General features: G+C 53.9%; 17 protein-coding genes and 2 tRNA genes. 12 read left to right on the top strand and 7 right to left on the bottom strand.

Features of this window, described 5'->3' with window-relative positions; translation table 11 throughout:
• Window positions 1–133: 133 nt before the first annotated feature.
• Both ABD890_RS22495 and ABD890_RS22490 read right to left on the bottom strand, forming a co-directional pair.
• Entirely contained in the window at window positions 134–907 is a 774-nt protein-coding gene (locus tag ABD890_RS22495) for an NTP transferase domain-containing protein (RefSeq protein ID WP_345094783.1), read from the bottom strand.
• A 145-nt stretch (window positions 908–1,052) separates the two neighbouring features.
• Window positions 1,053–1,718: an HAD family hydrolase gene (locus ABD890_RS22490; RefSeq protein WP_345094781.1), complete on the bottom strand. Its 666-nt coding sequence runs from the start codon at window positions 1,716–1,718 to the stop codon at window positions 1,053–1,055.
• Between the two features lie 203 nt (window positions 1,719–1,921).
• On the opposite strand from ABD890_RS22490, the gene ABD890_RS22485 reads away from it, so the two are divergent.
• Window positions 1,922–2,003, top strand: a tRNA-Leu gene (locus ABD890_RS22485).
• A gap of 503 nt (window positions 2,004–2,506) precedes the next feature.
• On the top strand, window positions 2,507–2,809 hold the full coding sequence (locus tag ABD890_RS22480) for a hypothetical protein (protein ID WP_345094779.1): 303 nt from the start codon (window positions 2,507–2,509) through the stop codon (window positions 2,807–2,809).
• 37 nt (window positions 2,810–2,846) lie between these two features.
• On the opposite strand, the gene ABD890_RS22475 is transcribed toward ABD890_RS22480, so the two are convergent.
• On the bottom strand, window positions 2,847–4,046 hold the full coding sequence (locus tag ABD890_RS22475; RefSeq protein ID WP_345094777.1) for a HEAT repeat domain-containing protein: 1,200 nt from the start codon (window positions 4,044–4,046) through the stop codon (window positions 2,847–2,849).
• Between the two features lie 174 nt (window positions 4,047–4,220).
• On the opposite strand from ABD890_RS22475, the gene ABD890_RS22470 reads away from it, so the two are divergent.
• Window positions 4,221–5,279, top strand: coding sequence for a hypothetical protein (locus tag ABD890_RS22470; RefSeq protein WP_345094775.1), 1,059 nt, complete (start codon window positions 4,221–4,223; stop codon window positions 5,277–5,279).
• 249 nt (window positions 5,280–5,528) lie between these two features.
• Here ABD890_RS22470 and ABD890_RS22465 read toward each other — a convergent pair whose 3' ends face one another.
• Together ABD890_RS22465 and ABD890_RS22460 are read right to left on the bottom strand one after the other, a co-directional pair.
• Window positions 5,529–9,359 carry an MFS transporter gene (locus tag ABD890_RS22465; RefSeq protein ID WP_345094773.1) on the bottom strand — a complete coding sequence of 1,277 codons (3,831 nt, stop codon included), beginning with the start codon at window positions 9,357–9,359 and terminating at the stop codon, window positions 5,529–5,531.
• 201 nt (window positions 9,360–9,560) lie between these two features.
• Window positions 9,561–9,956, bottom strand: a complete 396-nt coding sequence (locus ABD890_RS22460; protein WP_345094772.1) for a response regulator — start codon at window positions 9,954–9,956, stop codon at window positions 9,561–9,563.
• A gap of 249 nt (window positions 9,957–10,205) precedes the next feature.
• Here ABD890_RS22460 and ABD890_RS22455 point away from each other — a divergent pair, with 249 nt between their 5' ends.
• Window positions 10,206–10,571, top strand: coding sequence for a hypothetical protein (locus ABD890_RS22455; protein WP_345094770.1), 366 nt, complete (start codon window positions 10,206–10,208; stop codon window positions 10,569–10,571).
• A gap of 34 nt (window positions 10,572–10,605) precedes the next feature.
• On the opposite strand, the gene ABD890_RS22450 is transcribed toward ABD890_RS22455, so the two are convergent.
• Window positions 10,606–11,535 (bottom strand): hypothetical protein, encoded by a 930-nt coding sequence (locus ABD890_RS22450; RefSeq protein ID WP_345094768.1) that lies wholly within the window; start codon window positions 11,533–11,535, stop codon window positions 10,606–10,608.
• 274 nt (window positions 11,536–11,809) lie between these two features.
• On the opposite strand from ABD890_RS22450, the gene ABD890_RS22445 reads away from it, so the two are divergent.
• The 7 genes from ABD890_RS22445 (at window position 11,810) to ABD890_RS22415 (ending at window position 20,121) form a co-directional block, all read left to right on the top strand.
• Entirely contained in the window at window positions 11,810–12,223 is a 414-nt protein-coding gene (locus ABD890_RS22445; protein ID WP_345094766.1) for a hypothetical protein, read from the top strand.
• Window positions 12,224–12,444: 221 nt separating this feature from the next.
• Entirely contained in the window at window positions 12,445–12,804 is a 360-nt protein-coding gene (locus tag ABD890_RS22440; protein ID WP_345094764.1) for an STAS domain-containing protein, read from the top strand.
• A 163-nt stretch (window positions 12,805–12,967) separates the two neighbouring features.
• Complete coding sequence (locus ABD890_RS22435) at window positions 12,968–13,396, top strand: ATP-binding protein (RefSeq protein WP_345094762.1); 429 nt, start codon at window positions 12,968–12,970, stop codon at window positions 13,394–13,396.
• 144 nt (window positions 13,397–13,540) lie between these two features.
• Window positions 13,541–13,613: transfer RNA gene (locus ABD890_RS22430), tRNA-Asn, on the top strand.
• A 412-nt stretch (window positions 13,614–14,025) separates the two neighbouring features.
• The gene (locus tag ABD890_RS22425; RefSeq protein WP_345094760.1) at window positions 14,026–15,657 is read left to right on the top strand and encodes a type I restriction-modification system subunit M; all 1,632 of its coding nucleotides are present in this window, start codon (window positions 14,026–14,028) and stop codon (window positions 15,655–15,657) included.
• A gap of 4 nt (window positions 15,658–15,661) precedes the next feature.
• Window positions 15,662–16,963: a restriction endonuclease subunit S gene (locus ABD890_RS22420; RefSeq protein WP_345094758.1), complete on the top strand. Its 1,302-nt coding sequence runs from the start codon at window positions 15,662–15,664 to the stop codon at window positions 16,961–16,963.
• Window positions 16,960–20,121, top strand: coding sequence for a type I restriction endonuclease subunit R (locus ABD890_RS22415; RefSeq protein WP_345094756.1), 3,162 nt, complete (start codon window positions 16,960–16,962; stop codon window positions 20,119–20,121). The genes ABD890_RS22420 and ABD890_RS22415 overlap by 4 nt, the downstream gene beginning before the upstream one ends.
• Window positions 20,122–20,210: 89 nt before the next feature.
• On the opposite strand, the gene ABD890_RS22410 is transcribed toward ABD890_RS22415, so the two are convergent.
• A complete protein-coding gene (locus ABD890_RS22410) occupies window positions 20,211–21,080 on the bottom strand; it encodes a hypothetical protein (RefSeq protein WP_345094754.1) in 870 nt (289 codons plus the stop codon).
• 348 nt (window positions 21,081–21,428) lie between these two features.
• On the opposite strand from ABD890_RS22410, the gene ABD890_RS22405 reads away from it, so the two are divergent.
• Complete coding sequence (locus ABD890_RS22405; RefSeq protein WP_345094752.1) at window positions 21,429–22,607, top strand: putative sensor domain DACNV-containing protein; 1,179 nt, start codon at window positions 21,429–21,431, stop codon at window positions 22,605–22,607.
• The last annotated feature ends 77 nt before the right edge of the window (window positions 22,608–22,684 follow it).

The raw sequence follows: 22,684 nt of genomic DNA, 5'->3' as shown, positions 1-22,684 counted from the left end.
TTATCGCCCATCGCCGCTTGTTAAATTGAGCCGAATTTGACGATTGTGTCGGTTTTGTGGCCTTGGCCCGCTAGCATAAAAATAGGGACGCCGGAGCGTCCCTGGTGTGTCGGCACCTTGTGAGGGGAGGGTATCAGGCAATCAGCTTATTACGCTGAGCCATGCGATGACGGATCGTCGGCTGCGTGTCGATGATGCGGACGACATCTTGCCACTGCAACATTTCGGCTCCCAGGGCATCGACAATCGCCAACAGGTGTTCCCAGTCTTCATCATCGACGACCGAGAACCGCAGGTCATCGCGATTGAGCGACTGTGGAACCGGCAGCATTTCCAGCTGGAACAGATCGGGATAGTTCAAAAACGAGCTATCGATGCGATACGAATCGCTCTTCGATTTCAGCTCGCGGTTGGCCTTCGCCAAGGCGGCGGGGCGGATCCATTCGGTGAACAAACCGATGCTCGACTGCGATGCCGGGCAACCACCTTCCAGGCAGAAGCCGATGTAGTCGGCACCAGGCTGTCCCTGGGCGGTCGTCAGCAAACGATCGATCAAGATTGGATCGCAGAATGGCGTTTCCAGTGGAACGCGAACGATCGCTTCCGAAGGGTATTCCTTCGAGGCATCGGCCAGACGTGCCAGAGGTGTCTTCTTGTTACTGAAATGGCAAGGAATATCCAGAGGAACCAGCGAGGCGAGTTCGCGATATTGCGGGGCATCGGGCATGACGACCACAATGCCATCAATGAGTTCCGCTTCTGAGATTCGGCGAACCAGCCATTCGATCAGCGGGGCCGCGTTCAGCTTGCGACCGGCAAGCTTACTAGGAAGTAAACCGGCAGAATTATTCGTCGCCGGTAGCGGAGAGAGTTCGTCGTCGATTTGGACGATGGCGAGATTCTTCATCGCGACAATCCTTTTGTTGCGGGGGGAGCAGTGTCCGACACTGTGCATTGGTGGGGTGCACCTTTGCAGTGTAAGTCCCGCGCGGAAGTTTCGTCAATCGACTTCGGAAAGCTCGGTGATGACTCGAGTCATCTTCTCGTTCAAGCTAGTTGTGAAGTGGCATATTAAGAACCTCGTAGATCCGTGGATCATGCAAGGTATTCGCCACCATCTTCGCCCCGTCAAACGAGTGCTTTTCGCTATGGGAAGCGGGAACGGCTATGGCATAGGTGCCTGCTTCAATTGCCGCGGTGCAGCCCGTTTGGCTATCTTCGAAGACCGCAATTTCGCATGGTAAAACTTCCAAACGTTTTGCCGCAGTCAGATAAATTTCGGGATGTGGCTTGCCGTGTTCGACCTCGTCGCCGCCGATGACAAAATGCAGGTCTGGGGTAATGTTAAACCGTCCCAGCAAATCGATCGCCGTACTCCGGCTGGCGCTGGTGCAAACGGCCACCGGATAGTTGGCCGCGAGAATCGATTTGAACAGTTCGGTGAAGCCGGGCATCAGGCCCAGCGAGGTCTCGAGAATATCGCTGAAGATCTCTTCCGATTCTTTGGCCAGCGTCTCGATTGTGTCGGCAAGGTCGTGCCAGTCGATCATGGCCTGGAATGCCACCGGTGCTGGGCGCCCCATCATGGCGTCGGTCAAATCCTGAGAAAGCGTCAGGCCGCGCCGCCGCAAGATCTCCGACGAGACTTGGGGATAGAGCATCTCGGTGTTCAGGATCGTGCCGTCCATATCGAAGACGACCGCTTTGAGTGGAGCCATGAGCATTCTGCGGAGTTAAGGCAATCAGCGACAACCACATATCGAGCATCGCTGATCCATCGAGCTGGTTTACCTGCTCCGGTTTTCGCATCTTTTCGCCGTTTTCCCAAGAGGGGGCCACGTTGCCAAACGGGGAAGCTGCGTGATATACTAGGGGACTTGCTTCAAATCCCCTCTTCTAACTGGGGATATTTGAGGAGCCAGGGGATGTGGCGAAACTGGCAGACGCGCTAGATTTAGGATCTAGTTCCGCAAGGAGTGCAGGTTCGATTCCTGTCATCCCCACTCTTACTCCTCATTGTTCTTCCCAAGATGTGCAGTTTGCCCGCAACTGCGCTATTTGCCCGCCGATCCAACCTTGCGCAAATTAAAACCTGCCGATGTTGTGCAAATACCATTCTAGTTGAGGGCTGCTCGTTTACCTCGCCGTGGGGTCATTAGCTTGGCAGGCAAATGGTTGCTATTAGGGTGGTGTAAGGATGGAATCGAATTTCGTCACCGATCTTAAGACGGTGTTTCATGCGATATTCTCACCGATGTCAGAGCATATGTACCATCTATCGTATCAGAGTCGTACTGATATATTGGACCGATCACGTACTGCGCTTCTACGTGTCCAGAGTCGACAAAACCCGAGAAACACGCTGCACAAAGCAATCGGTTGCGGTTTCGCAGTAATCTAGTTGCTTGTGCGTCGACTTACTAGAAATGTGAGTCTAGACTAAAGGTGGGCCTTGGGGCGAGGCACAGTACAAACAGTATTCCATAGAAAGAACAAAGTAATCAACATGGCCAAACGCGCTACGAACAAACCATCTAAAGCGGATGCCATTCGCAACTATCAGAAGGACAACCCTGACGCTTCTCCTACGATTGTTGCAGACGCCTTGAAGAAGGCTGGTTACAAGGATGTGACACCTCAATACGTCAGCACCATCAAGTCGATGGATAAGCGCAAGTCGCAAGGTCCGATCAAGTCGGGCAAGATCACCGCCGAAGACCTGATCTCGGCCAAAGAGTTTGTCGACAGCATGGGCGGCGTTGGCCGTGCCAAGCAAGCGATGGAAATGCTGAGCAAGCTGACTCACTAAAAAGAGTCTGCGGTTCTACGCCCGCGTCTTCGCGCGGCTATCTCTTGATTAACGTTTGAACGCGCGGGCTTGGATCCGTCGCCAAGTCCGCCTTCAGGCGTTTCAAGAGACGGGGATCGGAAGAAGTTAGTAGAGCCGACGCGGCTCCGTATCGAACCCCATCGTCAGGATCTTTGGTCATATAATAGAGCCAATTGGTCATGTCGTTTCGCCCCATACTGGGCAATTCTCGCACTAATTGCAGCCGTTCACTAACTTGTGGGTGCGTCATACGCGTCGCGAGTTGCAAATCTTCTGGCGAGAAGTTTCTAGCCTTCAATGTCTCTCGTACGTGCTCAGCGAGCTCTTGATTCTGGGCATGTAGCTTCCACATGATCTCTAACGTGGTAAGCCGGGTCAGGTCTGGTAATGGTTCTGGTCTATGTGCTCCTGGTTCAATCTGCTTAGGAGAAGCGACCAAGGGAGGAAGTTTTAATGGCTGCGAAATAGAACTGCGATGGTTGGCGGTTAATACTTCGGTAGGACGTGCGTTGGTTGTGGTGGTAAACGAAGGTATCGCCTGCGCTTCGACAGGTGGATCCGTGATAGTTGCTTGTTGCATAGGAAGCCCGTCGTGCAAGCTGACATCGACCGACGATGTGATCACAGGCGTCGTCAGCCGCGAAGTCTCTGCTCCTAGAAACTGATCAAGGGCGGCTTCGCTGGCCGCTACCGGGCTATCGGAAGGGGACTGCGACGTGGTCTCGCGCAAGATCGATTCCAGTGCTAGCAGCATGGGCCCGTCGTCCAAGGAGTTCGGTCCCAGCTTCCACGAAGTCATGCGAATGGCGATATCGCGCACCTCTCGCCTTATTGGTTCTGGATAGTCGCTGACTCTTTTTTGCAGTTCTTCCGCAAGTTGGCGGGCCTGGGGGGCGATGGCGATGCCGGGGTGCTGTTCCCACTGCGAAAGCTGAAGTTTCAGCCGGCGAACCGCTTCCAAAGCAATATCGCCTCGCTCGGAACCCATCCATTTCAACATTTGTTGCTGCGGTGGTTGCGCAGAAGAAGCGAGTATCTGATCCATCCGCAGAGCAACGTCTGCTTCTGGGGCGTCTTGCAGCAAGGCATCCATCCGCGACGGGATCAGGTACCACTTGGCTGCCAGATGAAATGTACCGCCCAGCGCGAGCAGTCCGCCCAGCATCACCAGGACGGTCGTGACAGGTCGGCCCAGGGGGCTGGCAGGAAGTGCCATCGATTCGGTGCTCGCAATACTAACGTCAGCAGATGCGTTCTTTCGGCAAAGACAGCGTTTGCTAGCGTACTGTTCGGGTTAGGAATCTGAGAATGATTGTGGCGATCATAGCGATTCAACCGAATTAAGGGTAAGGCCATCTCAGCCGCCGCGAAGCCATGGGGGAATGCTTGCATGCCGATTGTCCGAACTCCATCTGTCATTGAACGTGTCCCCGGTCTGCTGGTCTTCGCTTGCTTGTCGCTTGTGAGTGGTCTGTTTTTGACGACTGCTTCTACGATTCAAGCAGAAGAGCCAGAAGCGACGCTGGTCGCATTCAATCGCGAAGAGAAGCAGGATGCGCTTCGGCAGATTCCTTTCCCCCAGCTTCGTCCCCAGGATCAAAACCGGGTCGCGGATGTGGTGAAAGATCCAAGCATCTTCCGCCGGCTTCCAGTCCAGGTCATCAACTGCGACCCAGAGCTGTACTCCTTCCTGGTTTCGTATCCGGAAGTGGTGGTGAATATCTGGGAACTGATGGGAATCACCACCGTCGAAGTTCAGCGGCTGAGTCCAACCACCTTCCACGCCAACGATGGCGCTGGCACGGTCAGCAAGGTGGATATCATCTATGCCGATGGTCAAACCAATGTCTTCTTCGCCCAAGGCTATTACGAAGGGCCTTTGGCACCGACGCGGATTGTGGCGAATTGCGTGCTGATCCTTCGCTCTGGCTATACCAAAGCGGCGGAAGGGAAGTCGTTTGTCTCGAACCGCCTTGATGTCTTCGTCAAGTTTGAAAGCCGGGGCGCGGACTTCCTGGCGAAAACCTTGCACCCACTGATTGGGAAAACGGCCGACTACAACTTTGCAGAGACCTCGTCGTTCATTGGTAAGATCTCGAAGAACGCCGAAGACAACGTCAATGGCATGCAGCACCTGGTCGGTCGTCTGGAAAAGGTCGATCCGGTTGTTCGCCAGCAAATGAGCGACGTTGTCACGCGGGTTTATCAGCGACGTGTTGTTGCCGAGAAAACCCTGCAGGAAAAGTTCTCTGGCCCGGTTCCGACCGAACAGCAGCCGATGCCAGTGGCGTCTGCACCGGTAAGAGAGCCGGCATTGCTGCCGCAGCAGTCGCAGGCTTCGCCGGTTAATCCTGTCGAGCCGGCTCCGGTTACCTCACCGATCATTACGGCCGATGCATCTGCATTGGGACCGGTACCACGAAAGCGATTTGCTGAACTGCGTCGCTAACGATTCAATTTGCCTGGAATCGCTTGCTGCCTGGGACGTTGCGACGAGAGTCCTGCAGGCACCTCTGCGGTAACGCCGAGCGATTCCTTCTTGGTGTGGCGACCACGGATTTCACGAATCGGCACTGTCGGAGGCATTATGCTTCGTGGACCCAGGCCTTCGGGCAGTGTCTATCCGTGAAATCCGTGGTCGGAGAGCAAGTGGCTGGCGGATGAACCGGTCAGCCACATGTTCGCGAAGCCAGCCTGCCTACGAGGCGGCAGTTCCTTTGGAAGCGAACCGCGTCTTGGCAAGTTCTTTTAGCTCTCGCAGGTCAAGCTTGCCGGTGCCCAGGACCGGAATCTTCTCGACTTCCACAAAGCTCTCGGTGGATGGAATAAAGAGATTCGGAAGGCCCGATTCCTTCAGTCGCTGGCAGATCTCTTGTGGCGAGAGGCTCAATGGCGTGTGAAGGACGACAATGCGTTCCCCTTTAGTCGGGTGATCGACCGCGGTGACAGCGACGGTCAGTTCATCACTTTCGTCGGGACCGATGATCGCTGTGATGGCTTCTTCGATCCGGACGTGCGGAATCATTTCGCCACCGATCTTGGAGAAGCGGCTGACACGACCGGTGATCTTCAAAAAGCCGTCTTCGTCGATCAATGCGACGTCGCCCGTCTTGTACCAGCCAGAGTTCAGGACCTCACTGGTTTCGTTCGGCATATCGAGGTAGCCCTTCATCACGTTCGGACCGGTGATGTAAAGCATGCCAGGTTCGTCGACGCCCCGTTCTTCACCGGAGTCGAGATCGATGATCTTGGCGGCCACATTCGGAATAGGCCGGCCTACGGTTCCTTCTTTTCGATCGATCTGGAAGTTGTCGATCGATCGAGCCGGAGGAATATTCACCGCGACCAGGGGCGAAAGTTCGGTTGCGCCGTAACCTTCGACCGGACGGACACCAAACTTCTCTTCGAAGGCTTCGCTGAGATCCATCGGCAGCTTTTCGGCACCTGCCACGACGATCTGCAGCGAGGCGAAGTCATCCTTGTCCACCCGACGCAGATAGCTACGCAGGAAGGTCGGCGTAGCCAGGATCACGGTGCCATGATGTTTCTTCGTAAGGTTGCCAATGATCTTCGGTTCGAGTGGGCTGAAGTGATACGCACACTTCACGTCGATCCCCAGCAAAGTCCACAGGGTGACCGTGTAGCCAAAGGAATGGAAGAACGGCAAGATCCCAATGATCACGTCAGAGCGGTTCAAGTGCACCATCTGCTCGATGGCCTGGACGTTCGACGAGATGTTGGCGTGCGTAAGTTGGACGCCCTTCGGAATGCCGGTCGAGCCAGAGGTGAAGATCACCGTCAGGGTATCGTTTGGACCGATCTTGTTCAGTTTGTAAATGCGATCAAGGATGAAGCTCGGAACGACAAATGCATTAAACGCACTGGTGATCTTGTCACCTAGCGTCGGCTTATCTTTCAGATCTTCCAGATAGACCACGTCGCATTCGAGATCCCAATCGAAGCGTTCCATGAACTTGCGACTGGTCAGCACCGATTTTATTCCACACTGCCGGATGCAGTGGTTCATCACTTCATTGCTAGTCGTGTAGTTCAAGTTGACTGCGATGCGACGATCCAGGGCCAAGGCAGCGTTCACCGCAGCGCCGGCGACCGAAGGAGGCAGCAGCACGCCAACGTAAGGCTCTTCTTTACGTGGCTTCAGGATGTGGCGGTTGAGCAGGTTGAGCAGCACCATGATCCGCGTCAGGAAGATGCCGCCGGTCAGGTCGGTTCCGACCGAGTCGGCAACCTTTGAGCCGAACAATCGACGCTTGCAAATGCGGAGCATCGTTTTCGCCGGCGGGATGACCCGTTCCATGCGACGCTGGAAGGCCACGGCGCCCAATTGCTGGACTGCCTGGCGAATGCTGTGGATGCCGTAAGGAGGTTCGATCGGTTCGCCGAAGTGAATGGAAATCGGGGTCTGCCAACTACGAGGCAGTTTCCAGAAAAACCGGCCGTCACTGAACGTGAAGACGCTGCCCCACAGTTCATCGATGAAGACCGGCACAACCGGAGCCGAGGTTCCTTCGACCATCTTCAACAGGCCAGGGCGGAAGCCCTGGATCTGGCCACTACGCGTGATGCCACCTTCGGCAAAGACGCAAACCAGTTCGCCGTTTTCGATTGCCTCGCGGCCGACTTGGAGGGCCCGCTGGATTCCCTTGGGCCCTTTGTCGATCAGGATCGCTCCGTGATATTCGACAAAGCGGCGGAACCAGGCACTCTTGAAGTTGCCACCCCAAACCAGCATGCGGACGGGCCGGCTACTGGTGAGCATTAGCAGCACGCCATCGAGCCACGAAACGTGATTCGAGACCAGCAATGCACCACCTTCCGCCGGCAGGTTCTCGCGGTCGTGAACACGAATGCGGTAGAACGTTTCACTCGCCAACCAAACCAGGAAGCGGAGCGAGTTCTGCGGAAGCAGGTACAAGATGTAGAACAAAATCGGAATCGTCACGATCCCGCACAGCAGGAAGATCTGCCGTGAACTGAGCAGGGGCAGGTTCGTGGCTTGGAAGTAGATCTCTGCCACCAACTGACGCTGGTGAGGGTATTTCTCGATCACTTCGCTGCGGTCAATCGGATCGCCCACGTTGAAAGTGTGATGCAACTGGGTCATTAATAGCGTGGCGAAGGCGAACGATTGCTCGGCCGGATTGCTCGACAATCGCTGCGCGGCTGCCAACGGATCTTCGTAGTCGCGGCCGTTGACCAGATCGTCGCGGAAGGCGGTCGAAGCTTTGCCAACTTCTTCTTCAAACTGCGGAGTAATTTCCAGCTTGCCAATCTGATCGAGGTTCCGCACGTCCCCTTCGTAGACCGGCCAACGCAGGATCGAGAAGACAACCGAAATCAACAAGATCCCACCGAAGGTCAGGAAGTTGGTCGCGGCTAGGATGGTTCCTCGTTTCTCGGCCGGCGCGCGATGCTGCAGGAACGAAGCCAACGGGACCTCGAAGAGCCCCGCCGAGATCCCCAGCAGGAAGAGCAGCGAACTGGCAACAAAGAACACGAAGTTCCAACTGCCGTCAGGCGTGACAATCGGGGAAGGGCAGAGGAACAGCAGGAATGAGCAAATCGCCAGGCCGGTGGCCCCCAGCGGCAAGATGCCCATTTCGACGTGCCCTTGCGACCAGTAGCCTGCCAGCACGCAGCCCACCGCCGTCCCGACCACCAGCACCGCCAACAGCGGACCGACATCGGTTTGTGTGGTCGTGCCGCTCTCGGCAGCGAATTGATCGATATTAAGCTGCGCCAGCGCCGCCAAGGTCCAGAAGAAAGTGCTCCCCAATGCGACGTAGAAGATCGCTTTGTTTTTGCGGAGCGCCTTCAAATCGAGGATTGTGCTCTTGATCGGATCCCAAGGGAACTTGAGCGCCGGCTGATTGATGGGAAGGTTTTGGATCCAGAGGCTGGTCACAATCCCGACGGCGGCAAAACCGACCATGATGATGCCCGCCAGCCACAAATTGGTTTCGCCTTGGTGTGTAATATCGCTAAGCAAGTTCCCTACGACCGTTCCCAATGCGGTCGCCACCACGGTGGCCAGGCCAATGATGCCATTAGCGGAGGATATATGTTTCGTCTTGAGGATTTCAGGAATGGCACCCAGCTTCGCGGGACCATACATGGCGCTTTGTGCACCCAGCAGAAAGACCACGCTGAAGAGCCAGAAAAGGTGACCGCTCCATGCCAGGCAGATCCCCAGCAGCATGATGACGATTTCGGCCAGCTTACAGGCGACGATTACGCTTCGTTTGCTGTAGCGATCGGCGAAATAAGCGGCATGGGGCGCGAAAATGAGATAGGGCGCCACCATGCAGGCCGTGCCGGCCATCAAGATCGAGCCGACATATTCTGGATGTTGTTCTTTGCCGATGCCGATGGCGAACCAACGAAAGATATTGTCGTTCGCCGCACCGAAGAACTGAGTTAACACCAGGCCAATGAAACTGATCGACGAAAGATTCGTCCTTTCGTCGTCATGCTCTCGGATGGTGGGCTCGTGGACGCCTGGGGCCATACGTCTATTCCGCGCGGTGCTTGCCGTGATTGCAATTCCGTAAGACTAGCCGATTTGGGCCATTTCACCAACGCCACAAGACGGCTATCGGCTTCATTGCCGACCCTTTCTACGCGTATTTTCTGTACGCTTGTGGCACAATCGTCACGGAATTTCGGAAATCAGCGCGAGTTAGCCCCAACCTGAACCCCAACCGGGCGGTTAGGCTGGCAGATTGGCGTCGACCATGCGTCGCAAAGTCTCTTGTAGATGTTCCGGCAGGAACGGCTTGACGATGAAGTCTTGAGCCCCTTTACGCACGGCCTCGGCGACCAGGGTCGTCTGGTTCAACGCACTGACCATGACGATCTTGGCGTTGGCATCATATTCCATAATGTTTTCGAGCCCGAAAATGCCGTCGAACTCAGGCATCACAATATCGAGCGTCACCACGTCCGGCTTCAGGGCTTTGTATTGATCGAGCGCTTGTTTGCCATTTTGCGCTTCGCCTACGATCGTCCAGCCATCTTCGGCCAGCGAGTCGATAACCAGCTTTCGCATCAACATCGAGTCGTCGCAAACCAGTGCGCGACCTCGGGAAGGTGTCGGTGTACTCATGTGACTTAAGCCCTGTCTGAAACGACGTCAAACGCGCACGAAACAATGCACGTTTTTACATAAGTAGGTCAGAGAAAAAGAGAAGCGTCTGAGGAAATTCAGATTTGCGGGTGTCCCGCACTTTTTGGTGCCTTACGGACCCGTGTCTCCGGATTGATCGTTCTCGTTGGAGCAATCCGCACAGAACCTACCAACGGTGGTCCTCAAGAATTGCTGAGTATCAGCTACGAAACTCTTCGAATAGAAGATATGACGGATCTTCCGTCCCACCCCATTCTCAGTGCAGTTCGCAGCGATTCGGCGGAGCAGATCGTGGAAATCAACCGCAATCAATACTTCATGATCGGGATTGTCCTCCTCGCGTTGGGCATTCAGTTCCGAATGGTCGACTCGGTGACGTTGACCCAAGAGGCAAGCCATTTTCTGGCCAAACGTTTTGCCGCCAAGCCGGCCGAGGCCAGCGATGTGCCCACAGCGTTTGTTGCCGCGGCAGAAGATGCCAATATCGTTTCGGCTAAGAAGACGATCAAACCACCCCAGTGGTTAGGATGGGCTTTGATCTCGATGGGGGCAGTCCTGGTACTGCATAGCTTGGCCATGCCCAAGCCTGGGTAATCACTCCCCAGACTCTTTTGCTGGAAGGTCGATGCTACGGCCGAGCCTGGGGAACGTAACGTGGATTTTCGTGCCCGAAATAGCGAGGGTTTCCGCGCAGCTGATTCGCATCTCGGATTGAACTGTATGGCCGCAATCGGACGTCGTCCAGGCTGGTCGTAAAGGTTCCTTGCCCCGGCACTACCAGTCGCACGATCAGGGTCCCATACGGCGAAATGCTGCCGTCTTTGATTGGTGAAGGGGACTGATAAGGAAGGCGAGCGACGCGGGAATCGTAGCGGGCAAACGTCTGATCGAGCGAAATCCGCCAAGTCCCGATCTTACGGAACTGGGCGCCCTGGCCCTGGGGAACGTCCAGATATCGTTCCCCTTGGAATGTATACAGATCTGCTTCCAAGTGGCCGCGGACGGATGTCGGATTGCCATGCTCATCTTCGGCCGCGAAGGTGACCTCCAGCCCGTCGATCATCGGATCGCTATCCCAGTTTTTGAAGGTAGCCCAGGCCGAAAGACTGGCCGGAGGCGTCGACTCAGGGCTCGCTTCCATCTGCTCGACCGAAACTTCATGCTCTCGCGGAAGCGGGCTCGGACCAATGGTCACCAATCCCGTATCGGCTTCTTCCACGTTATTGGCTCGATGGACGAGGTTGATCAGGGCTGCCAGGTTCTCAAACGAGCTTGGTTGTTCATCGATCGTCAACTGACGGATAGCGGTCCAAGCGATTGGGCGTGTTAAAGAGATCGACCCTCGGCTAGTTGTCAGATGGACCGCGTTGAAGTCGCTTTTCGGCGAGATCGTGCCGCGGAATGTTCGTCCGCTGGAAGTGGTGAGTTCAACAATTGCGTTGGCATCTAGATCCTGGGCAAAGACCTGACCGGTCGCAACCGCCAGGATGCCGCTGATCGCGAAGAAAAACGCAATCACCAGGGGCGCAAACGAAGTGGAAGGAATCGCGTCGAACATTAGTGCCTGCCGGTCGAAGAAGGGATCGAAGAACCTGACAGGCGAAATAGATTGCACCCTCTGTGCCAGCATCGTGCGAGGTTTTGCCTAGGGGCTGGTTTAACCTATGACAGACAAGGTGGTTACGTCGATTATCGAGCCGCTGCTTCTGGGTGGGGTCCAAGATCGGACGATGACATTTGGCAACCTCAATGATTTCCGAACGCAACAAGGAAAATGGAAGCTAGACTTTCGTAGTCCCTCGGCGTGAAGTGAATTTGTGAGATCCACCGTGATGAAATCCCCGCTTAATCTCTGCTCGATTCTTGGAATCGCGGCTCTATTATTAGCAATGCTGATACTGCCAGGTGCCGTCGTTTCTGGCCAGGAAGGAGCGACACCGATCTCGGACCGGGCGCGGATGGCAGAAGAGCAAGAGAAGAAATCGAAGCGGCTCCGCGAAGGTGCCGAAGTGGTCGATACCAAGGGCTCGTTTGAGTGGATTGGCGATCGACTCAGCTTCAATCTCGATGGCGATCAGGTTTCGCTGAAGATTCTCGAGAACCGCATGATGGAACGGGTCGTTCAGGCCCAGGAATCATCGACCGGAGAGCTGGTGTGGGTGGTCACCGGAACGGTGACCGAATATCGAGGTGGCAACTATTTGCTAATGACGCACGTTGTTCTCGACGGCAAACGAGGCAACTAAGTCCATAAATCTGCTAGGGTTCCCAGTTTCTCGGAGCCCAACGGACGCTGTTTGGTCGTTGACAGCACGTAAGTGAAAATTATCATAGGGTTTAGCGTTTGAGACGATTCTGGCGCTCTGCTGGCCTGTAAGTTTCTCAGAATGCTTGTTTTTCCTTTGTGTCGACGATTCCTGCTGCGTTAGAATTCTGCGAAGTCTTCAGGTTAAAGGAAATGAATACGATGTCGGATCAAAAACGCCTCAAAGTCTCCGAGGTGGACGACGTTACCGTCGTTGAGTTCAAGGATCGCAAGATCTTGGATGACGTTCAGATTCAGGAAATCGGCCAAGAGTTCAGCGACCTGGTCGAGGTCGAAAAGAAGCGGAACATCCTGCTGAACTTCTCCCATGTCGAATTCCTCTCGAGTTCGGCCCTGGGCAAACTGATTAGCCTTGACAAGCAGGTTAAACAGCAGGATGGGCATCTGAAGATGAGCAATATTCGTCCTGAGATTATGGAAGTGTTTGCCATCACCCGTCTGAACAAGTTGTTTGATATTAAAGACGACGTTCCGGACGCATTGGCTGCCTTTCGCGGCTAATTGAGGTCTCCCTGTTTTCCGTAAACTGACTTTACGGCTACACTAGTGCTATCACCGCGTCTTTCGATGCGTTGCGTAGCGGCCAGCAGACATCAGTCGGGAAGAAGGAATCCCTGACTGGCTTTTCCCGTAACACTCCCTCCATTCGTGATTGCTCTCAGTTATGGGCGACGACAACAACTGGCTATGGTCCAATCAGGAAACCATTCCTAGTGATACGGCGGAAGGGCAGCGACTCATCAAGGAACTGCTTGCCCAACTTGACCGCGCCGAATGGGCCTCGCACGATTCGTTCGGGATCCACTTGGCGGCTGAAGAAGCGCTAGTGAATGCTATCAAGCACGGGAACAAGCAAGATCCCAACAAGTCGGTCGAAGTCGACATGCGCGTCGGCAAAGAACGGGTTCTGATTCACATCACCGATGAAGGTCCTGGCTTCGATCCATACGACGTGCCAGACCCAACCCTGGACGAGAATCTGGACGTTCCCTCGGGACGCGGCGTGATGCTGATTAAGGCCTACATGACCGACGTTCAGTACAACGAAAAAGGGAACTCCGTACGGATGGTCAAGGAGCGTTCGAGCAAGTAAAATCGCCCCCTCAGCGAACCCTTCCTGAGGCGAGCCTGTCCTGTTCGATACGACCAGAACTTCGCCCCATCCTGTACCAAAAAGTTTCGTGCGGGGTGCCCTTGAAAGGAAAAGGGAAAGAAGTAAACTTAGCTGTTCATCTGATCCCCTGTAGCTCAGTTGGTAGAGCAGGCGGCTGTTAACCGCCTTGTCGCAGGTTCGAGTCCTGCCGGGGGAGCCTTTCTTTGAAGCGGATTTTCAGCCGACAAACCAGTTAACGACAAACGCCGAGAGTGCAAGCTCTGGGCGTTTTTTCGTTGGCGGCTATCTGGTAAGAACTTGCGATGTGGTGGGCTCTCTCGGAGAGTTCTCTGCCGATCGCCTGTTGGCGACGACTCATGGCAATCTGCCACACTCGATGGAGAGACTCTCTCGCTCTCTCATTCGTAGGCGTCTTGGGTTAACAGCCTGACGGGACCAGATTCGCCAAACGATACGGCTTGAAAGGCCCACTGAGGAAAGGCTTTTCTGACCTTCGTTTGCCTCAGCAGACCCTGCTAGGATCGTGTTAGAATACCACCTATTTGGTACCCTAAGCAGATTCATCTGCAACGCACACGACGATCCTCCCTAGTCCTTGATAGACATCTATGGCCAAGAAATCGACCACCAAGACAGACGCCGCTCCTAAGAAATCGAAGGCCCCGAAGAAAGAAACCAAAGCGAAGAAGTCCTTCGAGCAAACCCTCTGGGACACCGCCGATAAGCTCCGCGGGACGGTCGAATCGTCCGAGTACAAGCACGTTGTGCTCTCGCTGATCTTTCTGAAATTCGTCAGCGACCGGTTTGAGCGGCGTCGGGCTGAGTTGGTCGCCGAAGGCAAAGCCAACTACGTCGACATGGTCGAGTTCTACACCATGCAGAACGTCTTCTACCTGCCGGAAGACTCGCGCTGGTCGACCATCGTTAAGCAGGCCAAGCAAGACGATATCGCCGTTCGCATCGACAGTGCCCTGCACGCGGTCGAAAAGAGTAATCCTTCCCTCAAGGGAGCCCTGCCGGATAACTACTTCTCGCGGATGGGGATCGACGTGGCCAAGCTCGCGGCCCTGATCGACAGCATCAATAACATCGATACGGTGGCCGATGAGCAGGGAGAGTCGGAACAAGACATCGTCGGGCGGGTCTACGAGTACTTTCTGGGCAAGTTCGCAGCCACCGAAGGAAAAGGTGGGGGCGAGTTCTATACGCCTAAGTGCGTGGTCAATCTGCTGGCCGAAATGATCGAGCCGTATAGCGGCAAGATCTATGACCCTTGCTGCGGCAGTGGCGGCATGTTTGTCCAGTCGGTGAAGTTTATCACCAGCCACAGCGGCAACCAGAAAGACATCTCCATCTATGGGCAAGAGCAAACCAGCACGACCTATAAGCTGGCCAAAATGAACCTGGCCATTCGTGGCATCTCGGCCAACCTGGGGGAAGTCCCCGCCGATACCTTTTTCAAGGATCAGCATCCTGACTTGAAGGCCGACTATATCCTGGCCAATCCGCCGTTCAACTTAAAAGCGTGGCGCGGCGCGGACGAGCTGACCGACGATCCGCGCTGGAGCGGTTACGACGTGCCACCAGCAGGCAATGCCAACTACGGCTGGATCCTGCACATGATCAGCAAGCTGTCCGAAAGCGGCGTGGCTGGGTTTGTGCTGGCCAACGGTTCGATGTCGACCAGCACCAGCGGCGAAGGAGCCATTCGGCAGAAGATCATCGAAAATGATTTAGTCGATTGCATGATCGCCCTGCCCGGGCAGTTGTTTTACACGACGCAGATCCCGGTCTGTCTCTGGTTTCTGACCAAAAGCAAGAAGGCCCGCCAGGTGAAAGGGCATAGTGAACTGAACCAGCGCGACCGCGTGGGCGAAACGCTGTTCATCGACGCCCGGAACCACGGCACCATGGTCGACCGAACGCATAAAGAGTTGACCGAAGCTGACATCGCGGAAATTGCTCGGACGTATCACGCCTGGCGGGGCGAAGCGAAAGATGGCGAGTACGAGGATAAACCCGGCTTCTGCAAAAGCTCGACCTTGGCCGACATCCAGGCCAACGACTACGTACTGACGCCTGGCCGTTATGTCGGCGCGGCCGCGATCGAAGACGATGGTATCCCATTTGAAACCAAGATGAATGACTTGACGGGTACGTTGTACGGGCAGATGGAAGAGGCGAAGAAGCTGGACGAAGCGATCCGGAAGAATCTGGAGGCGCTGGGTTATGGGAAGTAGGTTCTTGGAAACTACCATTGGAGACACTTGCTACGTTACGGATGGGGCACACGCGAAAGTTGAAAGGCTAAGTGATGGCATCCTCTATTTGACATCCAAGAATATCGGCGTGGGAAAGTTATTGCTGGACAACGTCGACTACATAAGTGAAGAGGATTTTGGACGACTCTTCTCGAAAACTGGCAAAGCCCAACGTCGGCTCGAAGATGGCGATGTGCTAACTGGAATTATTGGCACTTTCGGAAATGCGTATCGGTACAAAAGTGAAGACAGGTTTGGCGTGTCTAGTGCCGTCGCGGTCATCCGTCCCAATAAAGGCACGCTCGATTCAGACTTTTTGCTGTACGTGATCACGAGTCCGAAATTTAAAGCAACATTAGCCGCGTACAAGTCCGGCTCGGTGCAAGGCTACACGAATCTGCCAACGATTCGTCGATTGCCTTTGACATTACCTCCTATCCGAGTCCAAGAATGTATCGCTCACATACTAGGAACGCTGGATGCTAAGATCGAGCTGAACCGTCGGATGGACGAGACGCTGGAGTCGATGGCTCAGGCGTTGTTCAAGAGCTGGTTTGTCGATTTTGATCCGGTGATCGACAATGCCTTGGCCGCCGGCAACCCCATCCCCGAACCGCTGCGGGCCCGAGCCGAAACGCGTCGTGCCCTTGGGGATCAGCGTAAACCGCTTCCTGATGAGATTCAGAAACTGTTTCCGGATGCGTTTGTATTTGACGACGAAATGGGGTGGGTGCCGAATTCGTGGAACATCAAGAAATGGGGCGAAATTGCAACCCTTGAATATGGTAAAAGTCTGAAAGGCTACCGTGATTCAGTTGGTTCTGTCAGAGTTTGGGGAACGAACGGATCGATCGGCTGGTGCGATACGCCGTTGTGCGACTCTGCCGGAATTATCATAGGTAGAAAAGGCGCTTACAGAGGTGTTCACTATTCTCCCGATCCGTTCTTCGTGATTGATACGGCGTTCTACTTAAGACCAATTTATCCATTTGAATTGAAATGGGCCTATTACGAACTCCTTAAGCTCGATATCAACGGCATGGATTCTGGCTCCGCCATCCCATCCACCAGTCGAGAGGATTTTTATTCGATCCCCGTTTGCGTGCCACCTAACGCCATTCTCGAAGAGTTTGGCAACCTCCTCAAAGATTGGTGCGATAAGCGATACAGGAATGAGAATGGTTCCGAAGCTCTCACCAAACTCCGCGACACCCTCCTCCCCAAACTCCTCTCCGGCGAGCTTCGCATTCCCGACGCTGAAAAGCTGGTGGCAGAAAGCTTATGAGTACAACGCAGCGATTCACCGAAGCCAAGCTCGAAGCGGCGATCATTCAGTTGTTGGCCGATCAAGGGTACCCGGTCACGCTTGGCAGTGACCTTTCGCGGGCTCCCGGTGATGTTCTGATCCGTGCTGACTTGCGGGCCTTTCTGGCCAAACGCTATGCGGCCGACCACATCACCGATGGCGAGATTGACTCGATCCTTCGCCAGCTCGATGCACTGAACGCTGCTGACCTGTACGACTCGAACAAAACGCTCTGCAAATGGGTCTCGGACGGGTTCTCGCTCAAACGCGAAGACCGGAATCAAAAAGACCTGTACATCTATCTGATCGACTATCCCGGTGCGGACCAGGCCAGCGACGGCAACATCTATAAGGTTGTCAATCAACTGGAGATCGAAGGACGCGAGAAACGGATTCCCGATCTCGTGTTGTATATCAACGGGCTGCCGCTGGTTGTGTTTGAATTCAAGAGTGCCATCCGCGAAGACGCGACTTTGCACGATGCGTATGCGCAGCTGACAGTGCGCTATGCCCGTGATATTCCGGAGCTGATGAAGTACAACGCGCTATGCGTGATCAGCGACGGGGTGAACAACAAGATGGGCTCGCTGTTTGCCCCGTACGAGTTCTTTTACACATGGCAAAAGATCACCGGGGACGAGACGGTCACGCGGGACGGCATCAACTCGCTGCACACGATGCTGCAAGGTCTGTTCGATCAGCAGCGACTGCGGCAGGTGATCCAGAATTACATCCACTTCCCCGACGTTTCGAAAGCGGAAGTGAAGATCGTTTGCCGCTACCCGCAGTTTTACGCGGCCCAGAAACTGTATCAGCACATTCTGGAGCATCGCAAACCAGGCGGCGATGGTAAGGGGGGAACCTACTTCGGCGCGACCGGCTGCGGCAAGAGCTATACGATGATGTTTTTGACGCGGCTGTTGATGAAGAGCCTCGAGTTCGAGAGCCCGACGATTCTGGTGATTACCGACCGCACCGACCTGGACGACCAGCTCTCGAAACAGTTCACCGATGCCAAGAACTACATTGGCGACCAGACGGTCATCAGCGTGGAAAGCCGAGAGCATTTGCGAGAACTGTTAGCAGGTCGCAAGAGTGGCGGAGTCTTTCTGACGACGATCCACAAGTTCACCGAAGACACGCAACTGCTGACCGATCGTACGAACGTGATTTGCATTTCTGACGAGGCGCACCGCAGCCAGATCAATCTTGATCAGAAGATTAAGACAACCAACACGGGCGTCCGGAAGACGTACGGGTTCGCCAAGTATTTGCACGACTCATTGCCCAATGCGACGTATGTCGGTTTCACCGGCACGCCGATCGACGCGACGCTGGATGTCTTTGGCGAAGTGGTCGACAGTTATACGATGACCGAATCGGTGCGGGACGAAATCACCGTCCGGATCGTGTACGAGGGACGGGCTGCGAAAGTGCTGCTGGACAACCAGAAACTGGAAGAGATTGAGGCGTACTACGATCGCTGTGCGGACGAAGGGGCCAGCGACTATCAGATTGAAGAGAGTAAGAAGGCATCGGCCCAGATGAACGCGATCCTGGGAGACCCCCAGCGCATTCAAGCCTTGGCCGCGGACTTTGTGGCCCACTACGAAAAACGAGTCGAAGAGGGCGCGGCGGTCGAGGGGAAAGCGATGTTCGTCTGCAGCAAGCGAGAGATTGCGTGGGCGTTTTATAAGGAAGTGATTGCCCTACGTCCCCAGTGGAACGAAGTTCGCGAGTGTGCGGAGGGAGTCGAGCTGACCGATATCGAGCGCAAGAAGATCAAGCCGATGGAGCGGATCAAAATGATCATGACGCGCGGCAAGGATGACGAGAAGGCGCTTTACGATTTGCTGGGAAGTAAGGACTACCGAAAGGAACTCGACCGCCAATTCAAGAACGTGAAATCGAATTTCAAAATCGCGATTGTCGTCGACATGTGGCTGACCGGCTTCGATGTGCCTGCCTTGGACAGCATCTACATCGACAAACCGATTCAGCGCCACAACTTGATCCAGACGATCTCGCGCGTGAACCGGAAGTTTAAGTCGAAGCAGAAAGGCCTGGTGATCGACTACATCGGGATCAAAACCCAAATGAATCTGGCGATGGCCCACTACAACCAGGCCGACCAGCAGAACATTGAAGAGATCGCCCAGTCGGTCGTCGTGGTGAAGGACCATTTGGATCTGCTTCGGCAGGTGTTTCAGAAGTTCGACGCGACCGATTACTTCCAAGGCAACTCGGTCGAGCAGCTGAACTGTTTGAATCGAGCGGCCGAGTACGTTCAGCTGACTGAGAAGATCGAAAAGCGATTCATGGCGCTGGTCAAGCGAATGAAGGCCGCCTACGACATCTGTTGCGGCAGCGAAGCACTGAGCGAGGCGGAACGCGACCAGATTCATTTCTACCTGGCGGTACGTTCGATCGTTTTCAAGCTGACCAAGGGGAACGCCCCTGACGCGGCCCAGATGAATGCCCGCGTGCGTGAAATGATCGCCGAAGCCCTGAAGAGTGATGGCGTCGAAGAGATCTTCAAGCTGGGCAACGTCGACGGAATCGACATCTTTGACGAGGACTACCTGGCCAAGATCGAGAAGATCAAACTTCCCAATACCAAGATCAAATTGTTGCAGCAGATGTTGGCTAAGGCGATCGAGGACTTCAAAAAGACGAACCGAATCAAGGGAATCGAGTTTGCGAAAAAGTTCCGCGAATTGGTCGACCGGTACAACGAGCGAAGCGAAGAGGATGTGCTGGTCAGCGACGTACTGGATGATTTCTCGAGCGAAATCGTCGACTTGATTCGTGCCGTGAAAGAAGAGCGTGATTCCTTCGGCGACCTGGGCATCGCCCTCGAGGACAAGGCATTCTATGACATCCTAAAGAGCCTGGCGGTCAAATACGATTTCACCTACCCGGAAGACAAGCTGATCGAGCTGGCCAAGGCCGTGAAGCTAGTCGTCGACGACAAAGTGAAGTACACCGACTGGAGCAAGCGGGATGACATCAAAGCGGAGTTGAAAGTCGACCTGATCCTGGTACTGGCCGATCATGGCTATCCGCCAGTTGACCGAGATGAGGTTTACGAAGAGATATACGCTCAGGCTGAGAATTATAAGAAGAATAAGTTGTGATCGTCGAGGACGTCCTTACGGAGTATCGATCGGAGTGGCGCCCATTTGCAGGAATGCCTACGGGCGTTTGAGTAGAACCAGAACTGACACTACGCCTCCCTGGGAAGTCCCGCAACGCAAGCTGCAATTTTTTGCATGTCTGAATTAATTTGGCTAGTCGAGGTGCAATGAATGGCAGTACCAGTTGCTACCGTCAATTTGGCAGGTGTGCCGTAATGCCCACCTAGTGTAATCGTCACTACTACTTCGTCGGCAGGGACCTCGGATGGGAACGTTGTCGGTCTTTCCTCAACGATACGCTTGACCTCACTGGAAGCGTGGGCAGAAAGGACATCCACGGGGTTTCCAGCGCCTTGATTGAAATCGACGTACCTTTTGAGGTTGGCTTGTTCGATGACAATTTGGTCGATCCCCAACGCTACAAATCCAGGCAAATTATGCTTTTCGAGTTGCGAATATCCCTTCGAGAGATGCGCGTGTATTTGCTTCTCGCTGGAAGGATACTTGCAAGCAATGCCAATCTTTTTGGTCAGGCCGTTACCTTCTACGACTATGTCTGGTTCCTCAAGGGAGACGGTAAAATTGGCCTCAGATAGCACGCTGGCAAGCCACAGTTCGTAGAAATAATCTCTCGCCTGTTCTGGATGTCCTCCTTGGGAAATTCCTCCACCTAGAATGATTTTTAAGTACTTTGCAAGTTGCGCCCTTTGTTTTTCGACCAACTCTGCAATGACGCCGCTAAGTCTACCAATAGCGATTTGGGCCTCGTAAAATTCGCGGAAACGTGGATTCCACTTTATCAATAATTGCTCTTCCTTAAGAGAAGACTGGTCCTTTAAGAACTCGCGTACGACATTTAATTGAACGACAGTTGGAGCGTCGTCCGCCAACTTGATCTTTTGATCAGTAACATACCTTTCGAGGATGTTTAGCTGTTGGGAGAGTTTTTTGTAGCCCATGAAGACAACGCCAATACCTGTCAAGTTTGACTTTGCGACCAATCGCAGCCGTCTGGATCGCCATTGGGGACGAAGACTGGGACGGAGAATAGTCGGAGCAAAGGTTCGGTAGTCATACAGTGTCCCTACTGCTATTAGCTAAGGGATACAACTAGAATTGAAGCCTATCCTCCGGGGTCGATCCTATCAACCGAAATTGCTGACCAGGGTGAGTGTCTGATCAATTTGATGGTACTTTATTCATAGCGGGAGCGCGGTGTTAAGTTTTCCGAGCAGAAACCTATCAAGAAACACCTTGGGATATCGCGTTCCGACTTCGTATTTTCCATGATGGTACTGATTAGCGTTATGACCGACGTCACAAACATTGATGAATTTGCCAAACTTGTTGCCGAAAGATTTCGCGAGAGTCAGCAGTCCTTGCCCGAGCGATTTAATCTGGAACTACAAGATGATTCAGTAGTTGCACTTGTTGAAGCGATGTTTTACGCGAGCATGAATACGGATGAGTCTAGGTGGCCTGGTGTGACCTTGATGTGCTACCGCAGCGGAGAAGAGCCTGATTTCAGTCTCTCGTTCAAAGAGTCCATTGAGCCGACTGCTCAACATATTTCGAAGCTCGCACATGCTGTTTCTTCCGACAGTCATTTGTGTTGCATCTGTAGAAACGGCAAAATGTCAATTGACGGCATTCACATGAATATCATGGATGAACGTCGGGAACTCGGATACGCTTCGTTTAGATTAGGCAATCCACTACAGTTAACCATTTCAGGTCCTGGGCATCTGTCAGTGTCGAATGCCAGTGTCGCGATGGTTTACAAAGCCGGCGAGGCATCAGAGGAGAATCTATTCAAAGACTGCACCATCGTAAATTTGCTCGCCAACCATGTTGAGTCCAAGTTGTCGCCGTTAACGCGAGGCGTCATAGAGTCATTGCAGGACGTTTTCAACGATTTCGCCGCGAGTATTCATCGAAATGGTCATGGAGGAGTGATTCTCATTAGCCGCGGATTTGATAAGTCTCAATTTTCATCTATGAGAGCAACTGACTGCGACATATTGCACAAGTCACTCGTGAATTATTGGGATTTAGTGGCTGACCTCACTAGCGATGAAGGGGCGATGCAGCAAATGCAGTTGGGGGAAGAAACGAAGTACGGTCTTCGCATTTCTTCTCTGGTCTCAATTCTTGAAAAGTGTGTTTCGATGGTAGGGCAATTGGCCGAAATGGACGGCGCAATCCTAGTTGACTTTGATCTCAAGGTTGTGGCGTTCAATTCAATTATCGCGAAGCTTGAGGTTCCAGAGGGAATACGCTTTTTCGATGGCCTCGGAGTACAGCACGAATACAGTAATGTGATTGAAAATCGTGGGTCACGGCATCAGTCAGCATTGACTTGGGTGATGTCGGTGCCTGACTCTTTTGCGTTCGTGATCTCGCAGGATGGATCGGTTTCAGCTTTTCATAATGCTGGTGAGGGCAATGTTCAGTACGAGTACGGTTTGAAATTGCTTAAATGCTAAGTGTTGTCAAGCGAACTGAGTGTTGCAGATTGTGACCTTGCGGATTCGAAATTGAATTTGCAGCAATTTAAAGCTCA

The organism is Bremerella cremea, assembly GCF_039541315.1.
In the GTDB taxonomy this organism is placed as follows: Bacteria; Planctomycetota; Planctomycetia; order Pirellulales; family Pirellulaceae; genus Bremerella; species Bremerella cremea.
Note: the sequence above shows the minus strand (reverse complement) of the source record. Positions and strands in the feature narration are given on the sequence as shown.